Below are 25,630 nucleotides of genomic sequence, written 5' to 3' on the forward strand. Positions count from 1 at the left end.
CTGCCCAGCGCCCCGCCGTCCGGGACCACCCCGTCGCGCGGAGCGCGGCCCCGGGGCCAGCCCCCCGTCAGGGGCAGATGACCTGGTCGCCGGTGATGGCGCCGAACTCGCCCTGATAGGCATCCTGCGCCCGCACCGCCCGCACCCCACGGAAATCCACCCCGGCCAACACCTTCAGCGTCGCCCCCTGCCCGTTGACCTGCCGCATCTCGCACCCGGGCAGCGCCGTAGCCAGGGACTTCGCGGAGCGGTCCCAGCGCGGGTCGTAGGCCACGACCGTGCGGGCGAGCGCCCTGGCGCCCGGCGCGAGCGGGACGGACCCGGGCGCCCCGGTGGTGCGGAAGCCGGACTTCCGTAGCTCGGAGTCCACGCGGCGCCCGAGCCCGGCCGTCCGCGTGCCGTTGTCCACCTGGACCCGGATCAGCTCCGGGGACACCGGCACGAGCGCCGTCTTCCGCCGCTCCCGGTGCGGAGCCAGCGGCTTGTCGTCGCGCAGCGCCTGGAACAGCTTCGCGGACTTCTGCGGATCCCACCTCAGCGTCGACCCGACCCCGGGAACCAGCTGCCCCTTGGGGGCCAGCGGCACGGTCGTGAACTCCGACGACGAGGGCGAGAAGTCCCGCATGGCCCGGCCGAGCGCCAGCATGTCCTCCGTACCGAAGCCCTTGTCGGCCCGCACCGACCCGAGCAGCGTCTGCGTGACGTCACGGAATTTGACCGGATTCAACAGCACGCCGCTGCTCGTGACCTTCGCGATGAGCGCCGCGAGGAACCGCTGCTGGCGCTGCATCCGCCCGAGGTCGGCGGCTCCGTCGACGTGCCGGGAGCGTACGTACTGAAGTGCCTCGCCGCCACCGAGCTGATGGGTGCCGACGGACAGGTCGAGACCCGTGTTGGAGTCCTTCAGGGGGCGCTCGGTGCAGATCTCCACGCCGCCGACGACGTCGACCGTCTTCATGAAGCTGGTGAAGTCGACCTCCATATAGTGGTCGATCTTCACCTTCGTCATGCGCTCGACCGTGCGGACGGTGAGGTTCGGACCGCCCTCCGCGTACGCCGCGTTGATCTTCACGGGGTGCGACCTGTGGTGCTTGCGCGAGTTCTGGTCGACGTGCGGCGGCAGCTCCGCGTACGAGTCCCGGGGCAGGCTCACCACGCTGGCGCGCTCCCGGTCGTCCGAGATGTGCACGATCATGATCGTGTCCGTGCAGTGGCAGGGCGCGCCGCCGAGCCGGTACTTCTTCTTCTCCGCACGGCTGATCTTGTCGCGCCCGTCGGTGCCGACGAGCAGCACGTTCGTGCCGTGGCTGCCCTCGGGCCGGTTCTTCATGTCCTTGAAGGCGTCGACGCGCCTGATCCCGGTGTCCAGGCTGGAGATCACGGAATGCCCGATCCCGGCGGCAACCAGCACCGCGACGGACAGCGCCGTCGTGATCCGCATCGCCCAGCGAGGCCGCCGCCTTCGCCGGGCCACCGGTCGGGCCGGGGGGTGCGGCGGCCGCGGCGGGTGAGGCCGGCGCGGTGGCGGGGCGGGGGAGCGGTGCGGTGCGGGCACGTGCGAGGACACCTCCGCGGTCGCTGCTTGAGCGGGGGACGCCAGAACCGTAGGCCCATACGATCTGCGGCCCGGGGTACGACCCGGATGGCGCGCGCCCGTGTCCCCCGTTCGCGGTAACGTGACGCCCGATGCTGCATTTCCCGGGGGCGTCCCCGGGAGCCCGGCCGCGAGACGAGAAGGAAACTCCGCACGTGAATTCTGACGGTCAGCCTCCCGCCGTCTCCGTGATCATGCCGGTCCTCAACGAGGAGCGGCACCTGCGCGAAGCCGTCCACGCGATCCTCCGCCAGGAGTACGCGGGTGAGATGGAGGTCGTCGTCGCACTCGGCCCCTCCACCGACCGCACGGACGAGATCGCCGCCGAGCTGGTCGCCGAGGACCCCCGTGTGCACACGGTCCCGAACCCCACGGGACGTACGCCCGCGGCGCTGAACGCGGCCATCAAGGCCTCGCGCCACCCGGTCGTGGTGCGCGTGGACGGCCACGCCGCGCTCTCCCCCGGCTACATCACCACCGCCGTGCGCCTCCTGGAGGAGACCGGCGCGATGAACGTGGGCGGCATCATGCACGCCGAGGGGCAGAACGACTGGGAGCACGCCGTCGCCGCCGCCATGACCTCGAAGATCGGCGTGGGGAACGCCGCCTTCCACACGGGCGGCGACGCCCAGCAGGCCGAGACGGTCTATCTGGGCGTCTTCCGCCGCGAGGCCCTCGAACAACAGGGCGGGTACAACGAGGAGTTCATCCGCGCCCAGGACTGGGAGCTGAACTTCCGCATCCGCGAGGCGGGCGGCCTCATCTGGTTCTCGCCCGAGCTGAAGGTCTCCTACCGGCCGCGCCCGAGCGTGAAGGCCCTCGCCAAGCAGTACAAGGACTACGGCCGCTGGCGGCACGTCGTCGCCCGCTACCACGAGGGCTCCATCAACCTGCGCTACCTCGCGCCGCCGACGGCCGTGTGCGCCATCGCCGCGGGCCTGGTCGTGGGCGCCGCCCTGACGCCGTGGGGCTTCGTGATCCCCGGCGGCTATCTGGCGGCCATCGTCGCCGGGTCGGTGCCCGCGGGCAAGGGCCTGCCCCTGAAGGCGCGCCTCCAGATCCCGGTGGCCCTCGCCACGATGCACATGTCGTGGGGCTGGGGCTTCCTCACCAGCCCGCGTGCGCTCGCCAAGAAGGTCATCGCCTCGCGCCGCCCCGCGGTCCTCGGTACGGACCGCAAGCCCCAGGAAGCCTGACCCCGCAGCCCGCGTCCGGACCCGGACTTCCGCCTCACCAGGTGAAGTTCGGGTCCACCTTCATGCACGCCTTCTTGTCGGAGCCGTTGAGCGCGTCCGCCGACTTCGGTGTCGAGTCGTTCTGCTTCTTCGCCTTCTCCGGCTTGTCGCCCTCGCGCCAGTCGGCGCCCACGACCAGCGTGACGCCGGAGACGTCGGTCGACTTCTTGGCCGCGCTCAGCGGCAGGCCGAGGGACTTCGCGACCCGCTGGGCGTCGCCCTCCAGGTCGACCGTCGGATAGCGCACCACCGTCCTGGCCTCGGTGAGGGCCGTCGCCGTGTCCGGTGCCGCCTTGGTGAAGCCTCCGGCCGCGAGCAGCCGCGCGACCGCGCTCGCCCGGCCGCTGACCGGCGGCTCGGTGGCGGTGCGGGTGCCGTTCTGGATCTGCACCGCGATGTCGGCGTCCGGCGCGGCCGGGTCGTCCGACGGCTTCTCCTTCGCCTTCTTCCTCTTGTCCCTGCCGTCCAGGGAGATGTCGTCGCGTACGAGGCGGAACAGCTGCTCGGCGTCGCCCGGCTTGGGCACCACGCGTGAACCCGAGTACTCGAACGGCATCGTGGTCATCGTGGTGCGCTCGGGCGAGACCTTCTTCAGCTCGTTGCCGAGGTCGTAGAGCTTCAGGACCGAGCCGAGGCCCGGGTCGACCTTCAGGGCCTTCGTCGCGTTCTCGGCGAGCTTGCGCAGCCGGTTGGGGCTGGTCAGGCTCGCGTTGTCACGCAGGGTGCGGACCAGCGAGTTCATGTACATGTGCTGGGCCTTGGCGCGGCCGATGTCGCTGCCGTCCTCGAAGCCGTAGCGCGTACGCAGCCACTGGAGGGCCTGCTCGCCCTGGATCTTCGAGGTGCCCTTGGGCAGCTTCAGGCCGGAGCCCTTGCCCGTGCTGGTGCGCGAGTGGATGTTCTTGTCCACGCACACGGGGACGCCGCCGATGGCGTCGGCCATCGACACCACGCCGGAGAAGTCGACCATCATGAAGTGGTCGATACGGATGTTCGTCAGCTTCTCCCAGGTGGCGACCGTGCAGCCGGGGCCGCCGCGCCCCAGGGACTCGTTCGTCATCGTGCGCGGCCCGGTCTCCTCGTACACCTTGCCGTCGTCCGGGTCCGTGCACTTGGGGATGGTCAGGAGCGTGTCGCGGGGCATGCTGATCATCGACATGTTGGTGCGGTCCGCCGACAGGTGGAGCAGCATCTGCACATCGGCGAGCGGGGGGCCGCCGAAGGTGTCCTTGGCGCCGCCGAGCTTCCGGTTCTCCTTGGAGTCCCGCGCGTCCGAGCCGATCAGGAGGATGTTGAGCGGGGTCTGGCCCGCCGCGTTGGGCGTGGGCGCGGGGGCCCGGTGGTCGCCCAGGTTCAGGTCGTCCGTCTCGAGGTTGCTGTTGAGGTGCTGGTAGTACAGGTATCCGGCGCCGGCCGTGCCGAGTATCAGCACCGCGAGGACGGTCGCCGACCAGCGGAGCACCCGCCGTTTGCGCCGGGGGGCCGTGCGCCGCGTCCGGCTGCTGACGCCTTCGGCCCCTTTGCCGCGAGGTGCCGCCTCGCCCTCTTTCCCTCTGCCGCGGGGCGTCGCCTCGCCCTCTTTCCCTCCGCCGCGGGGCGTCGCCTCGCCCTCTTTCCCTCGGCCGCGCGGCCGCCCCCGGCCCTTCGTGTCCCGCGCGTGCGGCTCCGCGTCCCGGGTGTCGCTCGCCGGGCGGCTGCCTTTCGCGCGGGACCGCTCACGCGTGGCGTCGCGAGTGTCCGCCCCCGAGGACACTCCCTCCCCACGCACGCTGTTCTGCCCCATCCCCTGTACCTCCCCGCCGTGCTTCCCAAGTGTGGCTCACCCGCGGCCACTTGCGGCGAGCTGCCGCCGCCCCGGCAGCCGACGCGATATGTCACGCTTCAACCACCGGGGCGTTCTGTGAGACGTGAAACGACCGCCTCAGGTCACTTGGCACACACGGTTTTGTCGGCCTCGACCTTCTGGACGCCGTCCGGCACCTTCGACGGCGCCTTCACGGGTACCCCCGCGCCCTTGAAGTCGGCACCGAGGGTCAGCACGATCGCCGGCAGCCCCTGGGCGTTCTTCTCGCTCTTGCCCGGCTTCAGGGCGGCGGCGGGCAGCCCCATGAGGTCGGCCAGCTTCCGGGCCTCGGCGGCCTGGCCGGAGCCGTACTCCACGGTCGTCTTGGCCTGTTTGCCCGCGTTGCCGAGCTGGGTGGACTTCGTCACGCCCTCAGTGTTCTGCAACCAGCTGAGAGTTTCCTGAGCGGCGCCGATCCGCTCGCTGCCGTTGTAGACGTCGACGCGGACGTCACCCGCCTGTGCGCGCGGGCCCTTCAGGCGCGCGGCCACGGCGGCCTTCTCCTTCTTCTCCTTCTTCTTGACCTCGGTCAGGGACACGTCCTCGCGCAGCATCGAGAACAGCTCGTCGGACTTGGCCTTGTTCAGCACGACCGTGACGGGCTTCTTCTCGGCGGGGTTGTCGACCACCGGGGTCGTCGCGAAGGTCAGGTTCTTCATGTCGAACTTGCCCAGCTCCATGCCGAGGTCACGGAGTTTCATTATGTCGGCGATCTTGGAGTCGACGGTGAGCGCCTTCGTGCCCGCTTCCGCCAGACTTATCATCTTCTTCGGGTTCGTCAGGGTGTCGTTCGACTTCAGCTTGCGCATCAGGGAGCTGAGGAACTGCTGCTGGAGCTGGATCCGGCTGAGGTCACCGCCGGTGCCCACGGTGTAGCGGGTCCGGACGAACGCCAGCGCCTCCTCGCCCTCGATCGAGTGCTTGCCCGCGGGCAGCTTCAGATGCGACTTGGGGTCGTCGAAGTCCTTGGCGAGGCACACGTCCACGCCGTCGACCGCGCTGGACAGCGTCTTGACCGCGTTGAAGTCGGCCACCATGAAGTGGTCCAGCTCTATGCCGGTGATCTTCGTGACCGTGCGCATGACACAGCTGGGCGTGCGCTCGTTCTGCCCGAGGCTCTCGTTGAAGCGGACCTTCTGCGAGCCCGGGATCGTCTTGGTGGAGCCGTCGTCCTGCTCGGTGGGGCAGTCCGGGATGTCGGTGATCAGGTCCCGGGGGATGCTCAGGGCGGTCGCGTTGGACCTGTCCTTGGACACGTGCAGCAGGATCGTGGTGTCCGCGTGCCCGACGCTGCCCTCGTCGCCGTAGCCCTTGTTGCCGTCGCCGCTGCGCTCGTCCGTGCCCACGAGCAGGATGTTGATCGCGCGGTCCTTGCTGAAGCCGCCGGTGCCCGCGCCGTCGTCGGAGACGGACGTGATGTTGTCGTTGAGGTGCTGGTAGTACAGATAGCCGCCGACACCGGCCGCGATGACCACGAAGGCGACCGTGCCCCCGGTCCACGCCAGTATCCGCTTGCCCGTGGACTTCTTCTTCTTGGCCTTGCCCTTGCGGCGGCTGCCCGCCGCCTCCGGCGCGGCGCGGCGCCTGCGCTGGCCCGGCACCTGCTCGCGGCCGCCGCCCCTGCCGCCCGGGCGGTCGGCGCCTCCCGGCCGCTCGGAGCCGCGGGCGCCCGGGCGCGGCGCGCCCTGCTGCGGCGTGCCGTGCTGTGGCTCCGCGGGGCGCGGGGCTCCGCGCCGCGGCGCCGCCCTGCGCGGGCCCGGTACGCCGGTCTGGGGTGCTGACTGCTCTGCGGAAGGGGTCAGTCGCAGCTCGTAGTCGCCGGTCTGCGGATTGAGCACCCACTGATCTGCGGGATCAATGCCCTCTGCCCGCCCACGGCCTTGCGCGTCCACGGTTGTTTGCGTCCTCCGTCAGGGCCACGCGGCGCCTTACCCCCCTTAAGAAGGCGCTCGGTCCAGTCGTACCAACGGTGTGCGGCCCATCGGCCGGACACCGGATCGGCTCACAGTATCCGCCCAGTTCAGCGTCCAGCGACGCCGGTGACAAATTCCACTCCCCTACAACTGGGCAATCCGCCCAATTTCTTGGCCGCGCGGCCCTGTCCACCCGGTGTTCGGATTACGTACAGGCGGATCCGGCGGCCGTGTTGCCCCGGAACGTGGGCGCCGGACTCGGCGTGTGCGTGGGGTCGTCCGGCTTCTCGTCGCTCCACTCGCCGCCGTCTTCGCCGTTTCCGCCGTTTTCGTAGGGTCCGGAGTCGTCCTCTTCCTCGTACTCCCCGCCGTCGTCACCGTTCTCGTACGAGGATTCGTCGCTGTTCGAGGTGTTCGAGATGTTCGAGGTGTTCGCGGTGTCCTCGGTGGTCGAGACCTTCGCGGCGTCCGGCCGTGCGCGGGTCACCTGCACCGGCTCGTCCCGGCGGAGACGGGTGAAGAGTTCGTCGGCCTCGGGCTCCACCAGCTCGTCCCGATTCGGGTCGTACGTGTACGAGCGGCGCGGCACCGTGAGGAATTGAACCCGTTCTGTGGGGATATTACGCAGCCCGCGCACCAGTTCGTACAAACCGCGCAGGCTCGCGAGTCCCGGGTCCGTGGTGAGCGACGACGTGGCCGCGTCCAGGACGGGATAGAGCTTCACCGGATTCAGCAGGACGTCATTGCTGCGTACTTTGTTGACGAGCGCGCCGAGGAACTCCTGCTGCCGGTCCATGCGTTCGGTGTCGCTGCCGTTGCCGAGCGACTTGCGGGCGCGTACGAAACCGAGGGCCTGCTCGCCGTCGAGGGTCTGCCGTCCCGCGGGCAGCCGCAGCTTCGCGGCGGCGTCGTCCACCGGCTCCGCGAGGCACACGTCCACACCGTCGACGGCGTCCACCATGTCCTTGAACCCGGCGAAGTCCACGACCATGTGATGGTCGACGCGGACGTTCGTGAGCTTCTCCACCGTACGGATCGTGCAGGCCGTGCCGCCGAACTCGAACGCCCAGTTGAACTGCGCGAATTGGGCCCGGGTCCGGGAGCCGTCCGGGCGCCGGCAGCCCGGGATGTGCACCATCAGGTCGCGCGGCAGCGACACCGCGGTGGCGCTCTGCCGGTCGGCGGCCAGGTGCAGCAGGATCGTGGTGTCCGAGCGCTGGGTGCCGAGGTCGCGCCCGTACTTGCGGTTGTCGCGTCCCGAGCGGGTGTCCGAGCCGATCAGGAGGATGTTCTGCGCGTCGTGCACGAGCGGGGTCGGCCGCTCCTTCTCGTAGCGTGCCAGCTCCGCGGCGGCGTCGGTGTCCTCCGTGATGTTCCCGTCGAGCTTCTGGTACACGGCCCAGCCGGCCCCGCCCGCCGCCAGTACGACCACGGCCGTGGCGACCCCGGCGTACCGCAGCCAGCGTCGTCTGCGGCGGCGCGTACCGAGCCCCGACGGACTCGCCCCCGCGCCCGGTCCGTACGTGCTGTCGGTCACGTGTGGGTCCACCCCTCGTGGCTGCGTCGGGTCATGGCGCTCCTACGACCATGACCCGCGAGGCGGCGGGGGGCCCGCGGATGGTGGGCCGAACGGGTGAGGGGCCCGGGGCGCGGCCCGCCCCGGCTACCGCGCCGTCGAGGTGACCCGCTCCGCCTCCACCCGCTTCTCCAGGCCGCCCTCCGCGAGCCGGTCGAGATGGCGGCACAGCACCACCGAGCCACCGGAGGCGAGCGGCGCGTACAGGCCGGCGCTCAGCCCCTCCCAGCTGTCGTAGGGGCGGCCGGACAGCAGCCGCGCCCCGGTCGCGAGCCCCAGCCCCGTGGCGTCGTCCAGGGCCCGCGCCACCACCTCGGCCCCGGTCAGCTCGTCCCCGGCGACGGCGAGGGCGGGCTCGTCCGGGTCCACGGGCGCGTACGGCGCGAAGCGGTCGCCCTGGCTCGGCACCTCCACCGCGTAGTCGACGAACCCGTCCGGGGTCTGCGGGAAGCGCCCGCCGAGCGGCCGCAGCGCGAGCGCCACCCGCTCCCCGGAGCAGGCCCGCGCCGCCTCCAGCGTGTCGGGGCCGCTGACGACGAGGTCGGCGCGGGCCGGGTCGCCGCCGACGTCCGCGACGACGCCCACCGAGGAACAGGCGAGCAGCCACACGGCCGTCTGCCAGTGCGCGGGAAGCAGCAGGGCGAGCCGGTCGCCCGGCTCGGCGGCCAGGTCGCCCTGGAGCAGATTGGCGGTCTTGGCCACCCAATTGGCGAAGGTGGCCACGGACAATTCCACGCGCTCGCCCGTGGCGTCGTCGTAGTACGTGACGAGCGGGCGCGCCGGGTCGGCGGCGAGCGCGGATCGCAGCAGGTCGGCAGGGGTGCGGTCGTTGGCGTTCACGGCCGCAAGGGTACGCGGGCACCCGCGTGTCGCCCGTGCGGGCGGGGCAGTTGAGGCCACCGGTTCGGCCGACTCCTGGCCGACGGACCGTCAATTCCCCAATGGACAGATATGACCCGATATGCGGACGATCGTCTGCATGCGTGGATTCCTTGCTTCCTCGATCGGTGTCACCTGCGCGGCGGCGCTGACCCTGCCCCTCGCCCTCCCTTCGACGGCCGCCGCCACGGCCGCCGCGCCGCCCGCGGCGGACGCGCTGCCCGGCAGCACCCAGTCGCTCCCGCTGGCCCCGCTCGGCTCCGACCGCGCGGGCGGCGCGGCCCGCACGGAGGGCCTGCACCGGCGTGACGTACGGCCGTTCTCGCTGGTCGGCGTCGTGTGGGACGACCCGGACGCCGAACTGCACGGCAGTGTCCAGGTCCGTACCCGCGCCACCGGCACCACGGTCTGGTCCACCTGGCAGGACGTCGAGACGCACAACCACGAGCACGCCGCCGACCCCGGCACCGCCGAGCGCGACTCCGGCCGGGTGCGCGGGGCGACGGCGCCGCTGTGGGTGGGGGACTCGGACGGAGTGGAGGTGCGCGTACGGGCGCTCGACGCGGGGCGCACGCCGGACGGTCGCGCGGGTGAGCCGGTCGATGAGGTCGGCCGGGCCCCGGGAGGCGATGAGGGCGGCCGGGCCCCGGGAGGTGACGAGGTCGGCCGGGCTCCGGAAGGTGACGAGGTCGGCCGGGCTCCGGAAGGTGAAGAGGGCGCCCCGGCCCCGGCGGCCGACAGCCTGCGCCCCCTGCCCGCCGGGCTGCGTCTGGAGCTGGTGGACCCCGGGGCCGAGCCGCCGCCCGGCGGCGCCCCGGCCGACGCCCCGCGCGCCAACACCCTGACCGCCGAGGCCGCCGCCTCCTCCGCCGTGAACGCCGACCTCGCCCCGCTCGGCGCCCCGACCGTCCCCGAGCTGACGAAGGAGCGCACCCGGGCCGACCTGCTCGCCGCCCGCGGCCTTCCCGACACCCCCGGGGCCAGGCCTTACGTCGGCCCGCGCCCGCGCATCGTCACCCGCCGCGGCTGGGGCGCCGACGAGCGGCTCCGCGAGCGGAACTTCGCGTACACGAAGACCGTCAAGGCCGCCTTCGTGCACCACAGCGCGACCGGCAACAACTACCGCTGCTCACAGGCGCCCTCCGTCCTGCGCAGTATCTACCGCTACCACGTCCAGAGCAGTGGCTGGCGCGACATCGGCTACAACTTCGCCGTCGACAAGTGCGGAAACATCTACGAAGGCCGCGCCGGTGGCGTGGCGAAGGCGGTCCTCGGCGCCCACACCCTCGGTTTCAACACCAACAGCATGGGCATCGCCGTCCTCGGCACCTACACCGGTGCCGCCCCGCCGAAGGCCGCGGTCACCGCCGTCGCCCGCCTCACGGCGTGGAAGCTCGGCCTGTTCGGGGCGAATCCCCGCGGCACCACATACCTGAAGTCCGGAGGTGGCAACCTCTACAGGAAAGGCACGAGGGTCCGGCTGCATGTGATCTCCGGCCATCGGGACGGGTTCGCCACGGAGTGCCCGGGCCGGCGCCTCTACAACAAGCTCGGCACGGCCCGCACCGCGTCGGCGCGCTACCAGGGCCGCTGAGGCCGATCGCACCGCACGGTCCGCATACACGTCTGCATACACTGGCCGGCCGAAACACAGTTCGGCCGGCCCCAGCAGGAAGCAGAGACGACAGGTGACAGAAGCGATCCTCCTGGTCGGCGGCAAGGGCACCCGGTTGCGGCCGCTCACGGTGAACACACCCAAGCCCATGGTCCCGGCGGCCGGTGTCCCGTTCCTCACCCACCAGCTGGCCAGGGCCCGCGCGGCGGGCGTGGACCACATCGTCCTCGCCACGTCGTACCTGGCGGAGGTGTTCGAGCCGTACTTCGGCGACGGCTCGGCGCTCGGTCTCCACATCGAGTACGTCACCGAGGAGGAGCCCCTGGGCACCGGCGGCGCCCTGCGCAACGTGGCCTCGCGCCTCCGCTCCGGCCCCCAGGACCCCGTCCTGGTCTTCAACGGCGACATCCTCACAGGACTGGACATCCGCGCCCTGGTCGCCGAGCACGAGCGGACGCGGGCGGACGTCTCGCTGCACCTGACCCGGGTCACCGACCCGCGCGCGTACGGCCTGGTCCCCACGGACGAGTCGGGCAAGGTCCTCGCCTTCCTGGAGAAGCCCCAGACCCCCGAGGAGATCGTCACCGACCAGATCAACGCGGGCGCGTACGTGTTCCGCCGCTCGGTCATCGACACCATCCCCGCGGGCCGCCCCGTCTCCGTCGAGCGCGAGACCTTCCCCGAGCTGCTCGCCTCCGGCGCGCACCTCCAGGGCATGGTCGACTCGACGTACTGGCTGGACCTCGGCACCCCGCAGGCCTTCGTGCGCGGCTCCGCCGACCTCGTCCTCGGCCGCGCCCCGTCGCCCGCGGTGCCCGGCCGCTGCGGCGACCGCCTGGTCCTGCCGTCCGCCCGGGTCGCGTCCGACGCCAAGCTGACCGGCGGCACGGTGATCGGCGAGCACGCGGTGGTCGGCGAGGGCGCCCGGCTGTACGGCAGCACGATCCTGTCCGGCGCGGTCATCGAGCCCGGTGCCGTGATCACCGACTCCCTCGTCGGCGCCCGCGCGTCGGTGGGGGCCCGCTCGGTCCTCACCGGAGCGGTGGTGGGCGACGGCGCCCGCATCGGCGCGGACAACGAACTGCGGGACGGCGCGCGGGTCTGGTGCGAAGCCACGCTCCCGCCGGGAGCGGTCCGCTTCTCCTCGGACCAGTAGGCCGCCCTTTTCTCCCACCCACCCGCCCTTTCATCGCGCTGGCGCGCTCGTCCTCGAACGCCGGACGGGCTGGATGGTCGCCGGTGCGAACCGGATCCCGTCTGCGGCCCGCGGATGACCTCCGGCGCGCAGCGGATACTTGCAGCCCGTCCGGCATTTGAGGACGAGGCGCGGAGCGCCGAAAGGGCGGGGGTACGGGGGCGGCAGCCCCCGGATCGGGAAGGGGCGGGCCCGGGGCGCACCGCGAGGGCTACCCTCGACGGATGTCCTCCCGTTTCGCCCCGCGCCCCACCCGCACCACCGTGCGCGGCGGCGAGACCTTCGTGCCCCCGGCCAGGACCCGGCCCGCCCCCGTGGCCAAGCACCGCACCTGGGCCCCCGCGGCCCCCCTTGACCTGGGTCTCGTCCTCGGCCCGCTGCGCCGGGGCCCCGCCGACCCCACCTTCCGCACCACCCCGGACGGCTCCGTCTGGCGGGCGAGCAGGACCCCGCAGGGCCCGGCGACCCTGCGCGTGGCGCTGCGCGCGGGCGCGGCGGAGGCGGAGGCCTGGGGCCCGGGCGCGGACTGGCTCCTGGAGACCCTGCCCGACCTGCTCGGGGCCGCGGACGCCCCGGGCGACTTCACCGCCCGCCACCGCCTGGTCGCCCACACCGAGCGCCGCCGCCAGGGCCTGCGCCTGACCCGCACCGGCCTGGTGATGGAGTCCCTGATCCCGTCGATCCTCGAACAGAAGGTCACCACGGACGAGGCCTACCGCGCCTGGCGCCTGCTGGTCCGCGCGTTCGGCGAACCGGCCCCCGGCCCGACGCCGCCGCAGGCCCGCATGCACGTGATGCCGGACCCGGCGACGTGGCGCCACATCCCGTCCTGGGAGTGGCACAAGGCGGGCGTGGACGACAAGCGGGCCTCGGCGATCCTGCGCGCCGCCCGGGTGGCGGGCCGCCTGGAGGAGGCGGCGGCGATGCCTCCGGAAGCGGCCAGGGCCCGCCTGGAGCTGGTCCCGGGCATCGGCCCCTGGACCTCGGCCGAGACGGTCCAGCGCAGCAACGGCGCCCCCGACGCCGTCACCGTCGGCGATCTGCACCTGCCCGGCATCGTCGGCTACGCCCTGGCGGGCGAGCGCGACGCCGACGACGCCCGCATGCTGGAACTCCTGGCCCCCTACGAGGGCCAGCGGCACCGGGCGGCCCGGCTGATCCTCCTGAGCGGCCGCACGCCGTCGAGGCGCAAGCCCAAGATGCCGAAATTCGACATCGCGGCCCTCTAGGGAGAGCCGGCTACCGCACCACCACGAACTCCTCCGCGTCCCGCCCGACCCGGGGGCTCGGCGCCACCGCGGGGTGCCCCACCGCGACGGCCCCCATGGGCTCCCACGCGGGCGGCAGCCCCAGGACGTCCCGTACGACATCCCGGCAGAACATCGTCGAGGACACCCACGCGGAGCCGAGCCGCTCCCCGGCGAGGGCCACCAGCAGGTTCTGCACGCCCGCTCCGGCGGCGACGACGAACATCTCCCGCTCGGCCGCGTCCCGCCGCTCGTCGCCGTAGCTGTGCGCGCCGTCCATGACGAGGCAGGGGACCACCAGGTACGGCGCGTTGCGCAGCACGTCTCCGCGGCGGACGCGGCGGGCGACGGACTCCTCGGACTTGCCGTCGCGGCGCAGGTCGGCGACCCACGCGTCCCGCATGGCGTCGAGCAGCCGCACCCGGGACTCCGCCGACTCCAGGAGCACGAACCGCCAGGGCGTCGTGTGGTGCGGCGCGGGCGCGGTCACGGCGGCGGCGACGGCGCGCCGCACGGCCCCGGGGTCGACGGGCTCGTCGGTGAACTCCCGCACGGTGCGCCGCAGCGCGAGCGCCTCCCGCACGGCCTCGCTCGTGCCGAGCCGGAACATGTCGTCCCGGGCGTCGCGCACCAGGGCCCGCGCGCCGGTGTCCGGGTGCTCGGGGGTGCCGGGGCCGGACGGGCCGCGCACCGCGTGCGGCAGTCCCCGTACGACCGCGACGGGAAGCCCCGCGGCCTTCCCCTTCACCAGGTCCCCGGCGGCGGCCAGCTCGTCGGCGGTGGCGACGACGGTGGCCTGGAGCGGATTCCCGTACGAGTCCACGCCGCCGCGCAGGTCGTCGAGCACCCGCACTCCGGCGGCACCGATGGCGACGTCCGTCAGGCCGGCGCGCCAGGGGCGGCCGAACGTGTCGGTGACGAGCACGCCGACGTCCACGCCGAGCGCGTCGCGCAGTCCTTCGCGCAGGGCGCGCGCGGACGCGTCGGGGTCCTCGGGCAGGAGCAGGACGGTCCCGGCGGGCGTGTTGGACGCGTCGACGCCCGCGGCGGCCATCACCAGTCCCTGGCGGTTCTCGACGATGCGCAGGGTGCCGCGCCGCGCCACGACGCGTACGGTCTCGGCGTCGATCGCGGCCTCGCGGTCGGTGGCGGCGACGACGCGCCCCTCGGCCTTGCTGACGATCTTCGAGGTGACGAGGACGACGTCCCCGTCGGCGAGGCCCGGCTCGGCGTCGGCGATCAGCTTCGCCAGGTCGTCGCCCTGGCGGACCTCGGGCAGCCCGGGCACGGCCCAGACCCGGAACGACGGGGCGCTCCCCGGCGCGCCGGCCGCCGGGGCGCTCACGCGCGGACCTCCTCGGCGAGGGCGAGCGCCTCGCGGGCCATGGCCGCGGCGGCGGTGCCCTCTTCGGGGTCGGTCATCATCAGCGGGATGGCCCGGCACCGGATGCCCGCGGCCTCGACGCGGTCGACGGTGGCGGCGTCGACCGTGTCGACGAGCCAGCCGTCGAGCAGTCCGCTGCCGTAGTGCTCGGCGACGGCGGCGGCCGTCGCCTCGACGCCCACGGCGGCGAGCACCTTGTCGGCCATGCCCCGCACGGGCGCGTCCCCGACGATGGGGGACAGGCCCACCACGGGCACCCCGGCCTCGGCGATGGCCTCGCGGATGCCGGGCACGGCGAGGATCGTGCCGACGCTGACGACGGGGTTGGACGGCGGGAAGAGGACGACGTCGGCCTCGGCGATGGCTTCCAGGACGCCGGGCGCGGGCTTGGCCTGCTCGGCGCCCACGGGCACGATCGCGTGGGCCTCGACGGAGGCCCGCAGGCGGACCCAGTACTCCTGGAAGTGCACGGCCTTGCGCTCGCCGGTCTCGCTGCCGGGAACGGTGATGGCCACGTGGGTCTCCACGCGGTCGTCCGACATGGGGATGAGCCGCACGCCGGGCTGCCAGCGCTCGCACAGTGCCTCGGTGACGGCGCTGAGCGGATAGCCGGCGGCGAGCATCTGGGTGCGCACGATGTGCGTGGCGAAGTCGCGGTCGCCGAGGCCGAACCACTCGGGTCCGACGCCGTAGGCCGCCAGCTCCTCCTTCACCTTGAAGGTCTCGTCCTCGCGGCCCCAGCCCTGTTCCTCGTTGATGCCGCCGCCGAGTGTGTACATCACCGTGTCGAGGTCGGGGCAGACCTTCAGGCCGAACAGGTGGATGTCGTCACCGGTGTTGCCGATGACGGTGATCGCCGCGTCGGGCGCGGCCTTCTTGAGTCCGCGGAGGAAGCGGGCGCCGCCGATGCCGCCGGCCAGAACCACAATGCGCATGTGCCCAGCATCGCAGGCGGGTGTGACATCGCGGCAGGCGGTCCGGGGATCGGCCGTGACGTCGGCGGGATCGCGCCGGTTGTGCGCCTTACGCGGTGAGTGCGTCGTGCGCCGGGTCCCGCGGCGCGTGTGCCTCGCAACGCGCTGTGTGCATCGGCATCTCGGTGAGGCCGGGGTGGTAGACGTGCAGGCTCACGGCGGGTTCCAGGGAGTCGTTGACGACTTCGTGGACGTATCCCGGTGCGAAGACGCGCTGCGCCCCCGCGGCGAGGGTGCGGGTGCCGCGCCGGGTGCGCTCGGTCAACTCGCCCTCCAGGAGGGTGAGTACGCCGGACGAGCGGCCGTGGTCGTGGAGTCCGCTGCTCTGTCCGGGCACCCAGGAGAGCAGCCACACCTCGTATCCGGGTGCGGTGCGCAGGCGGTGGTACCAGCGGCTGGTGGCGTCGTACTGGACGAGGTGCGCCCACTGGGCGCGGTCGGCGGCGATGGCGCGGGCGAGTCCGGCGAACTCCGCCACGGTGACGGGGTGCTCGCGCGGGGGCTGGAGCAGGTGCGGGACTTCGAGGATGTCGCCGGCGATCTGGAGGTCGCTGTCGCTGTTCATGGGGTGCGGTGGTTCCTCAACGTAAGAGTGCTGGGGTGTCGCGGGCAGAAAGCGGAGGTACTGCGGTGGGGGTGCGGGCCTGGTGCGGAGCGCGCGGCGGGGGACGGGGTGACCGGGGCCCGGCGGTGGCTCAGCGGTTCAACGGCTGGAGACGGTGTGGCTCAACAGCTGGAACAGGCACACGCACAGGTACAGCGACAGCGCGCGGGGGCAGCACCGGAAGACCCGCCGTTGCGGGTCACGGAAAGCGCCAATTTCGCGAGCATGCCCACCAGGACAGCGGCTTACACGTCGACTGTCAACTCGATGTCCGGAATGTGGACAATGTTTCACCGCATCCGGTTGTTCTCTCAGGTGAAAGGTTTGTGCGGCGCTTCCGGGGACACAAGCCGCACCAACCGGCGCTCGAACCGGCGCGCCGGCCGGTGCTCGGCCGCCGTCGCGATCCCGTGGTCCGCATGCGAACCGCATGTGATCCGGTTCGCTTCGGCGAGTTCGCTGCAACGGGAGTGGGAGTCGCGGCGTCCCTGTCGTTGAGGGACGTGGTGCGACGCCCGTCGGACGGCCGCTGGCGGGTGTCATGGTTTAGGTAGATTTGAACACTTTCCGCAAAGCCTTGGTTCCGCAGAGTGAATAAGGGGCTCAATAGCAGATCCCGGCTTGACTGCCCCGGATCGGCACACTTGTAATTTCACTCGTGTCGTTCAGCCGAAATCGGTAACGGCAGCACCACGGGGACGCGAAGACAGACGAGGGGCGCATATGACCGAGCTGGTTCAGGAACTGCTGGTCGAAGACGCGGACGACGAACTCGGCTGGCAGGAGCGCGCACTGTGCGCCCAGACCGACCCCGAGTCCTTCTTCCCCGAGAAGGGCGGCTCCACGCGCGAGGCCAAGAAGGTCTGCCTCGCCTGCGAGGTCCGCTCGGAATGCCTTGAGTACGCGCTTGCGAATGACGAGCGCTTCGGCATCTGGGGCGGCCTGTCGGAACGCGAACGCCGCCGCCTGAAGAAGGCGGCCGTCTGAAGGAGGCGGCCCTCTGACACCCCGTTCCACGGCCGCCCCCGACCCCGCTCGACCCCGCTTACCGGACGGGCCGATTCCTGCGACGCGCAGGGACCGGCCCGTCCGGCGTTTCCGGGGGCGCGCGGCGCCGTCGTGCGCCCTCCCGATCCATACCGGCCAGGCACTCCTTCAGTTGTCCACAGGCGGCGGGGCGTTGCGTCGCCAGCCGTTAGTGTGGGGCCCCGTCCGAGACGCCACGGAGCCCCCACAGGGCACGGGCGTCCACCGCAGTCCAGCGAACCGGGGCCCGTACCTCGATGTCCGTGCACAGCCACCCCGCAGCCCCCGACGGTGCCGCCGCCGGGTTCGACCCGTCCCGCGCGGCCGGGTTCGATCCGGCGAGCCCGCCCGAGTTCCCCCGGCACGTCGTGACCGCGGTGCTCGTCTCCCACGACGGCGCCCGCTGGCTGCCCGACGCGCTCGCGGGACTGCTCGGCCAGGACCGGCCCGTGCAGAACGCGATCGCGGCCGACACCGGCAGCGCGGACGACTCCGCGCGCCTGGTCACCGAGGCCCTCGGCGACGACCGCGTGCTGCACCTGGCCCGCCGCTCCGGCTTCGGCACCGCCGTCGGCGAGGCCGTCCGCACGGCCCCCGTCCTCACCCCGGAGGACCTGCCGTATCTGAAGCGCCCCAGCGGCTGGGACCCGGTGAGCCGCAGCTGGCGCGACGACGCCTACGACCTCCCCGACCTGCCGCACGGCGAGCCCGAGCAGTGGCTGTGGCTCCTGCACGACGACTGCGCGCCCGAGCCCGGCGCCCTCGCCGAACTGCTGCGCGCCGTCGAGACGGAGCGCGAGGCGGGCCAGGAGGTCGCGGTCGTCGGCCCCAAGCTCCGCGGTTGGTACGACCGCAGACAGCTCCTCGAAGTGGGCGTCTCCATCGCCCACTCGGGCCGCCGCTGGACCGGCCTCGACCGGCGCGAACAGGACCAGGGCCAGCACGACCACGTACGGCCCGTGCTCTCCGTGTCCACCGCGGGCATGCTGATCCGCCGTGAGGTCTTCGAGCGGCTCGGCGGGTTCGACCGCAGGCTGCCCCTCATGCGCGACGACGTCGACCTGTGCTGGCGCGCCCACGCGGCGGGACACCGCGTCCTGGTCGCCCCCGACGCCGTCGTGCGGCACGCGGAGGCCGCGTCGCGCGAGCGCCGCACCGTCGACTGCGCGGGCCGTACGGCGACCTCGCCGCACCGCGTCGACAAGGCCGGCGCGGTCTACACCCTCCTCGCCAACTCCCGCACCGCCGTGCTGCCCTGGGTCCTGGTGCGGCTCGTCGTCGGCACCCTGCTGCGCACGCTCGGCCTGCTCCTGGGCAAGGCCCCCGGCCAGGCCCTCGACGAGGTCGCCGGGCTCTTCGGCACGCTGCTGCGGCCCGAGCGGATCCTCGGCGCCCGCAAGAGCCGCGGCAAGCCACAGCTCAGCGGCGGCGAGATGCGCCCCCTGTTCCCGCCGCCCGGCGCCACGGTGCGCGCCACCGTCGAGCAGGTCGCCGGCCAGCTCGGCGGCGGCACCGACCCCGAGGTCTCCGCCGCCGGACGGCACGGGGCCGTGGAGTCGGGACCCGGCGGCGACGACGCGGACTTCCTGGAGATCGAGCAGTTCGCCCGCCTCAAGCGTGTCGCCCGCAAGCCCGGCCCCCTGCTCTTCGTAGTCCTGCTCTTCGTGTCGCTCGTGGCGTGCCGGTCGCTGCTCGGCGGCGGCGCGCTCGCGGGCGGCGCGCTCCTGCCCGCGCCCGCCGACGCCTCGGCCCTGTGGTCGCGGTACGCGGACGCGTGGCACCCCGTGGGCATCGGCGGCTCGGCCGCGGCACCCCCGTACCTGGCCCTCCTGGGCGGCTTCGCGACCCTCCTGTTCGGCTCCACCGGGCTCGCCGTCACCATCCTCCTGATCGGCTCGGTGCCGCTCGCGGGGATCACCGCCTACTTCGCGTCCAGGCCCCTGGTCACCTCCCGGCTGCTGCGCGCGTGGGCGTCCGTCGCGTACGCCTTCCTGCCCGCCACCACCGGCGCGCTCGCGGGCGGGCGCGTCGGCACCGCCGTGCTCGCCGTCCTGCTGCCGCTCATCGCGCGCGCGGGAGCCTCGGCCGCCGGGCTCACGTCCCAGGACGGCGGCCGCGGCAGCTGGCGTGCCACGTGGGCGTACGCGCTGCTGCTGACCGTCGCCACGGCCTTCACGCCCGTCGTGTGGCCCATCGCCGTCATCATCGGCCTCCTGGTGCTCGTGCTGCGCCGCGCCGACCTCGTCGCGTACGGCCCGCGCTTCCTCGCCGCCGTCGGCACACCGCTGCTCGCCCTCGCGCCGTGGTCCCTCACGCTGCTGCCGACCGGCTTCTTCAAGGAGGCCGGTCTCTCGTACGGCACGGGGGCCGCGTCCGCGCTCGACCTGCTCGGCGGCAGCCCCGGCGGCCCCGGCACCGTGCACGGCCTGCTGCTCATCGGCGTCGTCCTGGCCGCGCTCGCCGCCCTGCTGCGGGGCGAGCGGCAGCTGGCCGTCCGCGCCGCCTGGGCCGTCGCCCTGGTCGCGCTGGTCTTCGCCGCGCTCTCGAACGGCTCGGCGTGGGCAGGACCCGCCACGCTCGCGTACGGCATCGCGCTGCTCGCCGCCGCCGCGCTCGGCGCCGACGGGGCACGCGCGCGTGTCGCCGAGCAGAGCTTCGGCTGGCGCCAGCCGGTGGCCGCGCTCATCGCGTTCGCCACGGCCGCGGGGCCGCTGCTCGCCGCCGCCGGGTGGATGATCCGCGGCGCCGACGGCCCGCTGGAGCGCCGCGACCCCGTGCAGGTGCCCGCGTTCGTCGCCGAGGAGAGCCGCACCCAGGACCAGGCCCGCACGCTCGTCCTGGACAGCGAGTCCCCGGCCGAGGTCGCCTACATGCTGGTCCGCGGCTCCGGCGCACGGCTCGGCGACGGCGAACTCGCCGCGAAGGACGGCACGGACGCCCGCCTCGACCGCATCGTCGCCCGCCTCCTCGCGGGCTCCGGCGCCGACCAGGCCGACCAGCTCGGCGGCTACGCGGTCCGCTACGTCCTCGTCCGCGACGGGGCGCCGCGCCAGCTCAGCCGCACCCTGGACACCACACCGGGCCTGACCCGGCTCAGCCAGGAGGACGGCAGCGCCCTGTGGCGCGTGGACCGGCAGGTCGCCCGCGCGGCCGTCGTGTCCGGCTCCCAGGACCCCGAGCCGGTCGCGGCCGGGCCCGTGGAGGTGCACACGAGGATCCCGTCCGGCGACGAGGGCCGCGTGCTGCGCCTTGCCGACGCGGCGGACCCGGGCTGGACGGCGACCCTGGACGGCCGCGCGCTCACCAGGACCACCGTGGACGGCTGGGCCCAGGGCTTCGAACTGCCCTCGTCCGGCGGCCGCGTGGACGTCACGTACGAGCCACCGGCGGCCCACACGGCGCTGCTGTGGGCCCAGGGCGCGCTCGCGCTCGTCCTGGTGGTCCTGGCCCTGCCCGGCCGCCGCCGCGACGTGGACGACGACCTCCCCGATGAGGAGCTGGTGCCCGCGCAGGCGGTGGCCGGCGAGGGCCGCAGGGCGCGCAGGCTGCGGGCCCAGGGCGAACAGGCCACCCCGGAGGGCGCGTTCCCGGACGCCCTCCCCGAAGGGACCGCCCTGGGCGCCGTCCCGCCCCAGCACACTCCCGCCCCGGGCGAGTGGCAGACCCCCGCCCACGCGGGCGCCGACCAGAGCGCGTACGGCGGTGAACAGCACCACCAGGGCGGCCCGTACGCCTCCGGAGGCTACGACCAGGCGTACCAGGCAGACCCCTACAAGGCAGACCCTTACCAGGGCGCCCAGTACGACCCGTACGCCTACGACGGCACGTACGGCACGAACGCCTACGACGGCACGAACGCCGGCTACGGCCAGACGTACGGCTCCTACGACCCCGCGGAAGCCGCCCGCCCGCAGCACCCGCCGATGCCGCCGAGCCCCCCGCACGGCACCGACAGTGAGCGCCCCGACGGGAGCCAGCAGTGAACCGCACCACCCTGTCCCTGATCGCCGCGGCGGCGGCCCTGGCCGCCGTCACCGGCTTCGCGGCCGTCAACGCCCCGGCGGGCGACGACGGCGTCACGGCGGCGAAGCGGCTGCCCGTGGAGCGCAGCAGGCTGCTGTGCCCGGAGCCCAGCACGTCCGACCTGGCGGAGACCACGTACACGGCGTTCACGCCGCCGTCCGCCGCCGCCGGACGCGCGGGCGGCGCCGCGCTGTTCCCCGTCGTCAAGCAGCTGACGGACGCGCCGCAGGGCGGCAAGGGCAAGGCAGCCAAGCCGTTCCTGACCCAGAAGGAGCCCGGGAAGCCGGTCTCCGGCGAGGAGTCGGGCGCGGAGGCCCCCGCGCTCATCGGCAGCGCCGACGGCCGCCTCGCGCCCGGCTGGACCGCCCAGCAGACCACTTCGGTCAGCGCGGGCGCCGGGCGCGGCCTGCACGGCACCAACTGCGTCGCTCCGGACACCGACTTCTGGTTCCCGGGCGCCGGCACCGCCAAGGGCCGCAACGACTACGTCCACCTGATGAACCCGGACGACGCGGCGGCGGTCGTGGACATCGAGCTGTACGGCCCCGACGGTGCCCTGAAGGCCGAGGTCGGCGAGTCCATCCAGATCCAGCCGCGCTCCAGCGTGCCCGTGCTCCTGTCCACGCTCACGCCCAAGCCGCGGACCGACCTCACGATGCGCGTGACCGCGCGCAGCGGCCGCGTCGCCGCCGCGGTGCAGTCGTCGGACGACGAGCTGGGCGGCGACTGGCTGCCCGCCGCCGCCGACCCGGCGCCCCGACTGGTGCTGCCGGGCATCCCCAAGGACGCGACATCGGTCCGCCTCGTCGCCTTCGCGCCCGGCGCCGACGACGCGGACCTGAAGGTCCAACTCGCCTCGCCGACCGGCTCGATCACCCCGGCCGGGCACGAGACCCTGCACGTGAAGTCCGGCATGACGACGGCGGTGGACCTGGGCGACGTGACGAAGGGGGAGGCGGGCTCCGTGGTCCTCACCCCCACGGAGGACCCGGTGCCGGTCGTGGCCGCGCTGCGCGTCACCCGGGGCAAGGGCGCCAAGCAGGAGACGGCGTTCATCCCGGCGACCGCCCCCGTGGGCGCCCGCGCCACCGTCGCCGACAACCGCGCCAAGGGCACCACGCTCTCCCTGACGGCTCCCGACAAGACCACCCGCGTGAAGGTGACCGCGTCCCCGGGCACGGAGGCGGGTGAATCCGTCAGCAAGACGTACACGGTCAAGGCGGGCACGACCCTGGCCGTCGCCCCGCCCGCGCCCCCCGGCCTGAAGGGCTCCTACGCCCTCACCCTGGAGCCCCGCCCGGACGCCCCCGTGTACGCCTCCCGCACGCTGGAACTGCCCGAAAACGGCATCCCCATGTTCACGATCCAGTCCCTGCCGGACGACAGGGGCACGGTGGAAGTACCGAAGGCGAAGCAGGATCTGGAGGTACTCCAGCGGGGGTGAGACTGCGGCGGGCGCCGGGCGTCACTCCTCCCCGTACCGCGGATCCACCGACTCCGGCGAGAGCCCCAGCAACTCGGCGACCTGCTCGACGACCACCTCGTGGACGAGCGCGGCCCGCTCGTCCCGGCCCTTGGTCCGGATCTCCACCGGGCGCCGGTAGACGACGACCCGCGCGGGCCGCCCCTCGGACGCGGCCACGGTCCCCCCGAGCGGCACGCTCTCCCCGCCCCACTCCTCGTCCGGGGTGCCCCCGCCCGTCGGCGGCACCTCGAGCACCAGGAAGTCGATCTCGGTGAGCTGCGGCCAGCGCCTCTCCAGGCGCTCCACCGAGTCCTGCACGAGATCGGTGAAGGCCTCGGCGCGGCTCGCGGAGAGAGGGACCTGGGGCGGCGCCACGGGGCCGCGCATGCCCCTGCCGTGGCGGTCGCGGCGTCGGGGCCTCGGCTCGGCGGAGCGGGGCTGTACGGGGTCGTCCATCACTGACGAAGCGTAGTCCCCGAGATCGCCCTTTCCGCACGGAGCACGGCATGTCGCTTCCTGACCATTCCGGCCAAGCTTGGGCTCGATTGTGTATCTCTCCTGTACCGCCGACCTCGCCCCGATTGGCAGTATTTGTTCCGAGTGGTGACCGGGTTCAACACCTCAGGCCCCGTTGGTCCCTTGTGTCACCGCAGGTCAGAGCGGCGCTTTTCGGACACGCCGTGGGCGGGATCACAGCACGACACGGGGGAGTGACCTGGTGGAGAGTCGTCGCGGCCCGCTCAAGAGTGCGGTACCGTCCAACGTCGTGAGCCCTGTACGTCGCTGTTCGCGCACCGCTTGCGGCCGACCCGCCGTCGCGACGCTGACGTACGTCTACGCCGACTCGACCGCGGTCCTCGGCCCCCTCGCCACCTACGCCGAACCCCACTGCTACGACCTGTGCGCCGAGCACTCCGAGCGCCTCACCGCGCCGCGCGGCTGGGAGGTCGTCCGGCTCGCCGACGGCTCAGGACCGGCCCGCCCCAGCGGCGACGACCTCGAAGCGCTGGCCAACGCCGTGCGCGAGGCCGCCCGGCCGCAGGAGCGCGCCGCCGAGGCGGGCGGCGGGTCGCGCGGAGCGGACCCCATGGAGGTCGCGCGCCGCGGCCACCTGCGGGTGCTGCGCTCGCCCGACAGCTGAGGTCGCATTCCGGCCAGCGGGGCCACCGCCGGACCCCGCACCCTCCCCGCGCCGCCGCACGGGCGGTGCGCACACCCGTGGGTGAATCCTCGCCCCTGAGTGGATCCTCGCCGGTGGGTGATTCCTCGCCCGTGAATGAATCTTCACCGGCACACGCATTGACGGCCGTTTGTCGAGGCCACGACTATTTCGCCACCCCGTGATCAAGGATCACCCAGGGAGGCACCCGTGTTCGTGCAGCAACTGGAGCCCGTGGCCGACTCGCTCGGCCTGTCCGCACTCGTCGCGACCCTTCCCCTGCTCACCGTCCTCGTCCTCCTCGGCGCCGTCCGCATGAAGGCCCACCGGGCCGGGCTCATCGGCCTCGCCGTGGCCGCGGCCGTCGCCTGGCTCGTGTTCGGCATGCCCCTCGGCCAGACCGCGTCCAGCGCCGCACAAGGGGCCGTCTTCGGGCTCTTCCCCATCCTGTGGATCGTCGTCAACGCCCTGTGGGTGTACCGGATGACCGTCCGCACCCGGCACTTCGACATCCTCAGACGCTCCTTCGGGCGCCTCTCCGACGACCCGCGCGTCCAGGCGCTCGTCGTCGCCTTCTGCTTCGGCGCGCTCCTCGAAGCGCTCGCCGGCTTCGGCGCGCCCGTCGCGATCAGCGCCGTCATGCTCGTGGCGCTCGGCTTCGACCCGGTGCGCGCCGCCGTCGTCGCCCTCGTCGCCAACACCGCGCCCGTCGCCTTCGGGGCCATGGGCACCCCCGTGGTGACGCTCGCCCAGGTCACCGACCTCCCCCTGGACACCGTCGCCACCATGGTCGGCCGCCAGACACCGCTGCTCGCGCTCGTCGTGCCCCTGCTCCTCGTCGCCCTCGTCGACGGGCGGCGCGGCCTGCGCGAGACCTGGGTGCCCGCCCTCGCCTGCGGCTTCGCCTTCGCCGCCGCGCAGTTCGCGGCCTCCAACTACGTCTCCGCGCAACTGGCCGACATCGGCGCGGCCTTGGCGGGCGCCGGCGCCCTCGTGGCGGTGCCGCACACCCGCAGGCCGGCCGCCGAACCCGTACGCGCCGCCGTCCTGACCGGCGCCCGCAGCGAGGACCTCGACCACGACGACCCGCGCGCGGAGGTGCTGCGCGCCTACGCCCCGTACGCCCTGATCGTCGCGGTCTTCTCCGTCGCGCAGATCCCGCCCGTCAAGCGCTTCCTCGCCGAGGCCACCCGCACCTTCGACTGGCCCTTCCTGGACGTCGCCGACCCCACGGGCGACCCGGTCGGCGGCAACGTCTTCTCGCTGCCCCTGGTGGCCACGGGCGGCACGCTCGTGCTGCTCGCCGGGTGCGCGACGGCCGCCGTACTCGGCGTGCACGCGCGCGTGGCGGCGCGGGAGTGGGCGGCCACCGTCCACGAACTGCGGTTCGCGATCCTCACCGTGACGAGCGTCCTGGCGCTCGCGTACGTCATGAACCTCTCCGGACAGGCCGCCACCATCGGGCACTTCGTGGCCGACGCGGGCGCGGGCCTCGCCTTCCTGTCGCCGGTGCTCGGCTGGTTCGGCGTCGCGGTGACCGGCTCGGACACCTCCGCGAACGCGTTGTTCGGCGCCCTCCAGGTGACCGCCGCCGAACAGTCGGGCCTCTCGCCCGAACTCCTCGCCGCCGCCAACAGCTCGGGCGGGGTGCTCGGCAAGATGATCTCCCCGCAGAACCTGACCATCGCGTGCGCGGCCGTCGGCCTCGCGGGCAAGGAGGGCGATGTCCTGCGCAAGGTGCTGCCCTGGAGCCTCGGCCTGCTGCTCGTGATGTGCCTGATCGTGTTGGCCCAGAGCACGGCGGCGCTCGGCTGGATGCTTCCCTGACGTCCTTGGGTCTGGATGCTTCCCTGACGTCCTTGCGTAACGCCGCCACAACCCGCTGTCAGTGGTTGGAG

Annotated in this window: 18 protein-coding genes; 9 read left to right on the top strand and 9 right to left on the bottom strand. The window is 73.2% G+C overall.

What is annotated here, in order from left to right:
* Window positions 1-67: 67 nt before the first annotated feature.
* Entirely contained in the window at window positions 68-1,555 is a 1,488-nt protein-coding gene (locus AC07GB_RS36815) for an LCP family protein (RefSeq protein WP_478853381.1), read from the bottom strand.
* Between the two features lie 194 nt (window positions 1,556-1,749).
* Here AC07GB_RS36815 and AC07GB_RS36820 point away from each other — a divergent pair, with 194 nt between their 5' ends.
* The gene (locus AC07GB_RS36820; protein ID WP_478853383.1) at window positions 1,750-2,790 is read left to right on the top strand and encodes a glycosyltransferase family 2 protein; all 1,041 of its coding nucleotides are present in this window, start codon (window positions 1,750-1,752) and stop codon (window positions 2,788-2,790) included.
* Window positions 2,791-2,824: 34 nt separating this feature from the next.
* On the opposite strand, the gene AC07GB_RS36825 is transcribed toward AC07GB_RS36820, so the two are convergent.
* The 4 genes from AC07GB_RS36825 to AC07GB_RS36840 all read right to left on the bottom strand — a co-directional run bounded on the left by AC07GB_RS36825 (window position 2,825) and on the right by AC07GB_RS36840 (window position 9,001).
* Window positions 2,825-4,612, bottom strand: coding sequence for an LCP family protein (locus AC07GB_RS36825; protein ID WP_478853385.1), 1,788 nt, complete (start codon window positions 4,610-4,612; stop codon window positions 2,825-2,827).
* Between the two features lie 143 nt (window positions 4,613-4,755).
* A complete protein-coding gene (locus AC07GB_RS36830; protein WP_478853387.1) occupies window positions 4,756-6,564 on the bottom strand; it encodes an LCP family protein in 1,809 nt (602 codons plus the stop codon).
* A 226-nt stretch (window positions 6,565-6,790) separates the two neighbouring features.
* Complete coding sequence (locus tag AC07GB_RS36835) at window positions 6,791-8,122, bottom strand: LCP family protein (protein ID WP_478853389.1); 1,332 nt, start codon at window positions 8,120-8,122, stop codon at window positions 6,791-6,793.
* A gap of 126 nt (window positions 8,123-8,248) precedes the next feature.
* Entirely contained in the window at window positions 8,249-9,001 is a 753-nt protein-coding gene (locus tag AC07GB_RS36840; RefSeq protein ID WP_478853391.1) for a TIGR03089 family protein, read from the bottom strand.
* 139 nt (window positions 9,002-9,140) lie between these two features.
* Here AC07GB_RS36840 and AC07GB_RS36845 point away from each other — a divergent pair, with 139 nt between their 5' ends.
* From AC07GB_RS36845 to AC07GB_RS36855, 3 genes are all read left to right on the top strand, one after another.
* A complete protein-coding gene (locus AC07GB_RS36845; RefSeq protein WP_478853393.1) occupies window positions 9,141-10,634 on the top strand; it encodes a peptidoglycan recognition protein family protein in 1,494 nt (497 codons plus the stop codon).
* A 94-nt stretch (window positions 10,635-10,728) separates the two neighbouring features.
* Window positions 10,729-11,811, top strand: coding sequence for a mannose-1-phosphate guanylyltransferase (gene manB, locus AC07GB_RS36850; RefSeq protein ID WP_478853395.1), 1,083 nt, complete (start codon window positions 10,729-10,731; stop codon window positions 11,809-11,811).
* Window positions 11,812-12,074: 263 nt separating this feature from the next.
* Window positions 12,075-13,079: a DNA-3-methyladenine glycosylase family protein gene (locus AC07GB_RS36855; protein WP_478853397.1), complete on the top strand. Its 1,005-nt coding sequence runs from the start codon at window positions 12,075-12,077 to the stop codon at window positions 13,077-13,079.
* 10 nt (window positions 13,080-13,089) lie between these two features.
* Here the strand turns inward: AC07GB_RS36855 and AC07GB_RS36860 are convergent, their stop codons facing one another.
* The 3 genes from AC07GB_RS36860 to AC07GB_RS36870 form a co-directional block, all read right to left on the bottom strand.
* Window positions 13,090-14,442, bottom strand: coding sequence for a coenzyme F420-0:L-glutamate ligase (locus AC07GB_RS36860; protein WP_478853399.1), 1,353 nt, complete (start codon window positions 14,440-14,442; stop codon window positions 13,090-13,092).
* On the bottom strand, window positions 14,439-15,416 hold the full coding sequence (gene cofD / locus AC07GB_RS36865) for a 2-phospho-L-lactate transferase (protein WP_478853401.1): 978 nt from the start codon (window positions 15,414-15,416) through the stop codon (window positions 14,439-14,441). Before cofD ends, AC07GB_RS36860 begins: the two co-directional genes overlap by 4 nt.
* An 88-nt stretch (window positions 15,417-15,504) precedes the next feature.
* Window positions 15,505-16,020 carry a cysteine dioxygenase gene (locus AC07GB_RS36870; protein WP_478853403.1) on the bottom strand — a complete coding sequence of 172 codons (516 nt, stop codon included), beginning with the start codon at window positions 16,018-16,020 and terminating at the stop codon, window positions 15,505-15,507.
* Between the two features lie 762 nt (window positions 16,021-16,782).
* On the opposite strand from AC07GB_RS36870, the gene AC07GB_RS36875 reads away from it, so the two are divergent.
* The 3 genes from AC07GB_RS36875 to AC07GB_RS36885 all read left to right on the top strand — a co-directional run bounded on the left by AC07GB_RS36875 (window position 16,783) and on the right by AC07GB_RS36885 (window position 22,552).
* Window positions 16,783-17,046, top strand: coding sequence for a WhiB family transcriptional regulator (locus tag AC07GB_RS36875; protein ID WP_030672713.1), 264 nt, complete (start codon window positions 16,783-16,785; stop codon window positions 17,044-17,046).
* 296 nt (window positions 17,047-17,342) lie between these two features.
* On the top strand, window positions 17,343-21,068 hold the full coding sequence (locus tag AC07GB_RS36880) for a glycosyltransferase family 2 protein (protein ID WP_478853405.1): 3,726 nt from the start codon (window positions 17,343-17,345) through the stop codon (window positions 21,066-21,068).
* A complete protein-coding gene (locus AC07GB_RS36885; RefSeq protein ID WP_478853407.1) occupies window positions 21,065-22,552 on the top strand; it encodes a DUF5719 family protein in 1,488 nt (495 codons plus the stop codon). The genes AC07GB_RS36880 and AC07GB_RS36885 overlap by 4 nt, the downstream gene beginning before the upstream one ends.
* A 21-nt stretch (window positions 22,553-22,573) precedes the next feature.
* Here AC07GB_RS36885 and AC07GB_RS36890 read toward each other — a convergent pair whose 3' ends face one another.
* Window positions 22,574-23,029, bottom strand: coding sequence for a metallopeptidase family protein (locus AC07GB_RS36890; protein ID WP_478853409.1), 456 nt, complete (start codon window positions 23,027-23,029; stop codon window positions 22,574-22,576).
* A gap of 262 nt (window positions 23,030-23,291) precedes the next feature.
* Here AC07GB_RS36890 and AC07GB_RS36895 point away from each other — a divergent pair, with 262 nt between their 5' ends.
* Entirely contained in the window at window positions 23,292-23,714 is a 423-nt protein-coding gene (locus tag AC07GB_RS36895) for a DUF3499 domain-containing protein (protein ID WP_478853411.1), read from the top strand.
* Between the two features lie 228 nt (window positions 23,715-23,942).
* Window positions 23,943-25,559: an L-lactate permease gene (locus AC07GB_RS36900; protein ID WP_478853413.1), complete on the top strand. Its 1,617-nt coding sequence runs from the start codon at window positions 23,943-23,945 to the stop codon at window positions 25,557-25,559.
* Window positions 25,560-25,630 lie beyond the last annotated feature (71 nt).

The organism is Streptomyces sp. NPDC045778 (genome assembly GCF_056431945.1).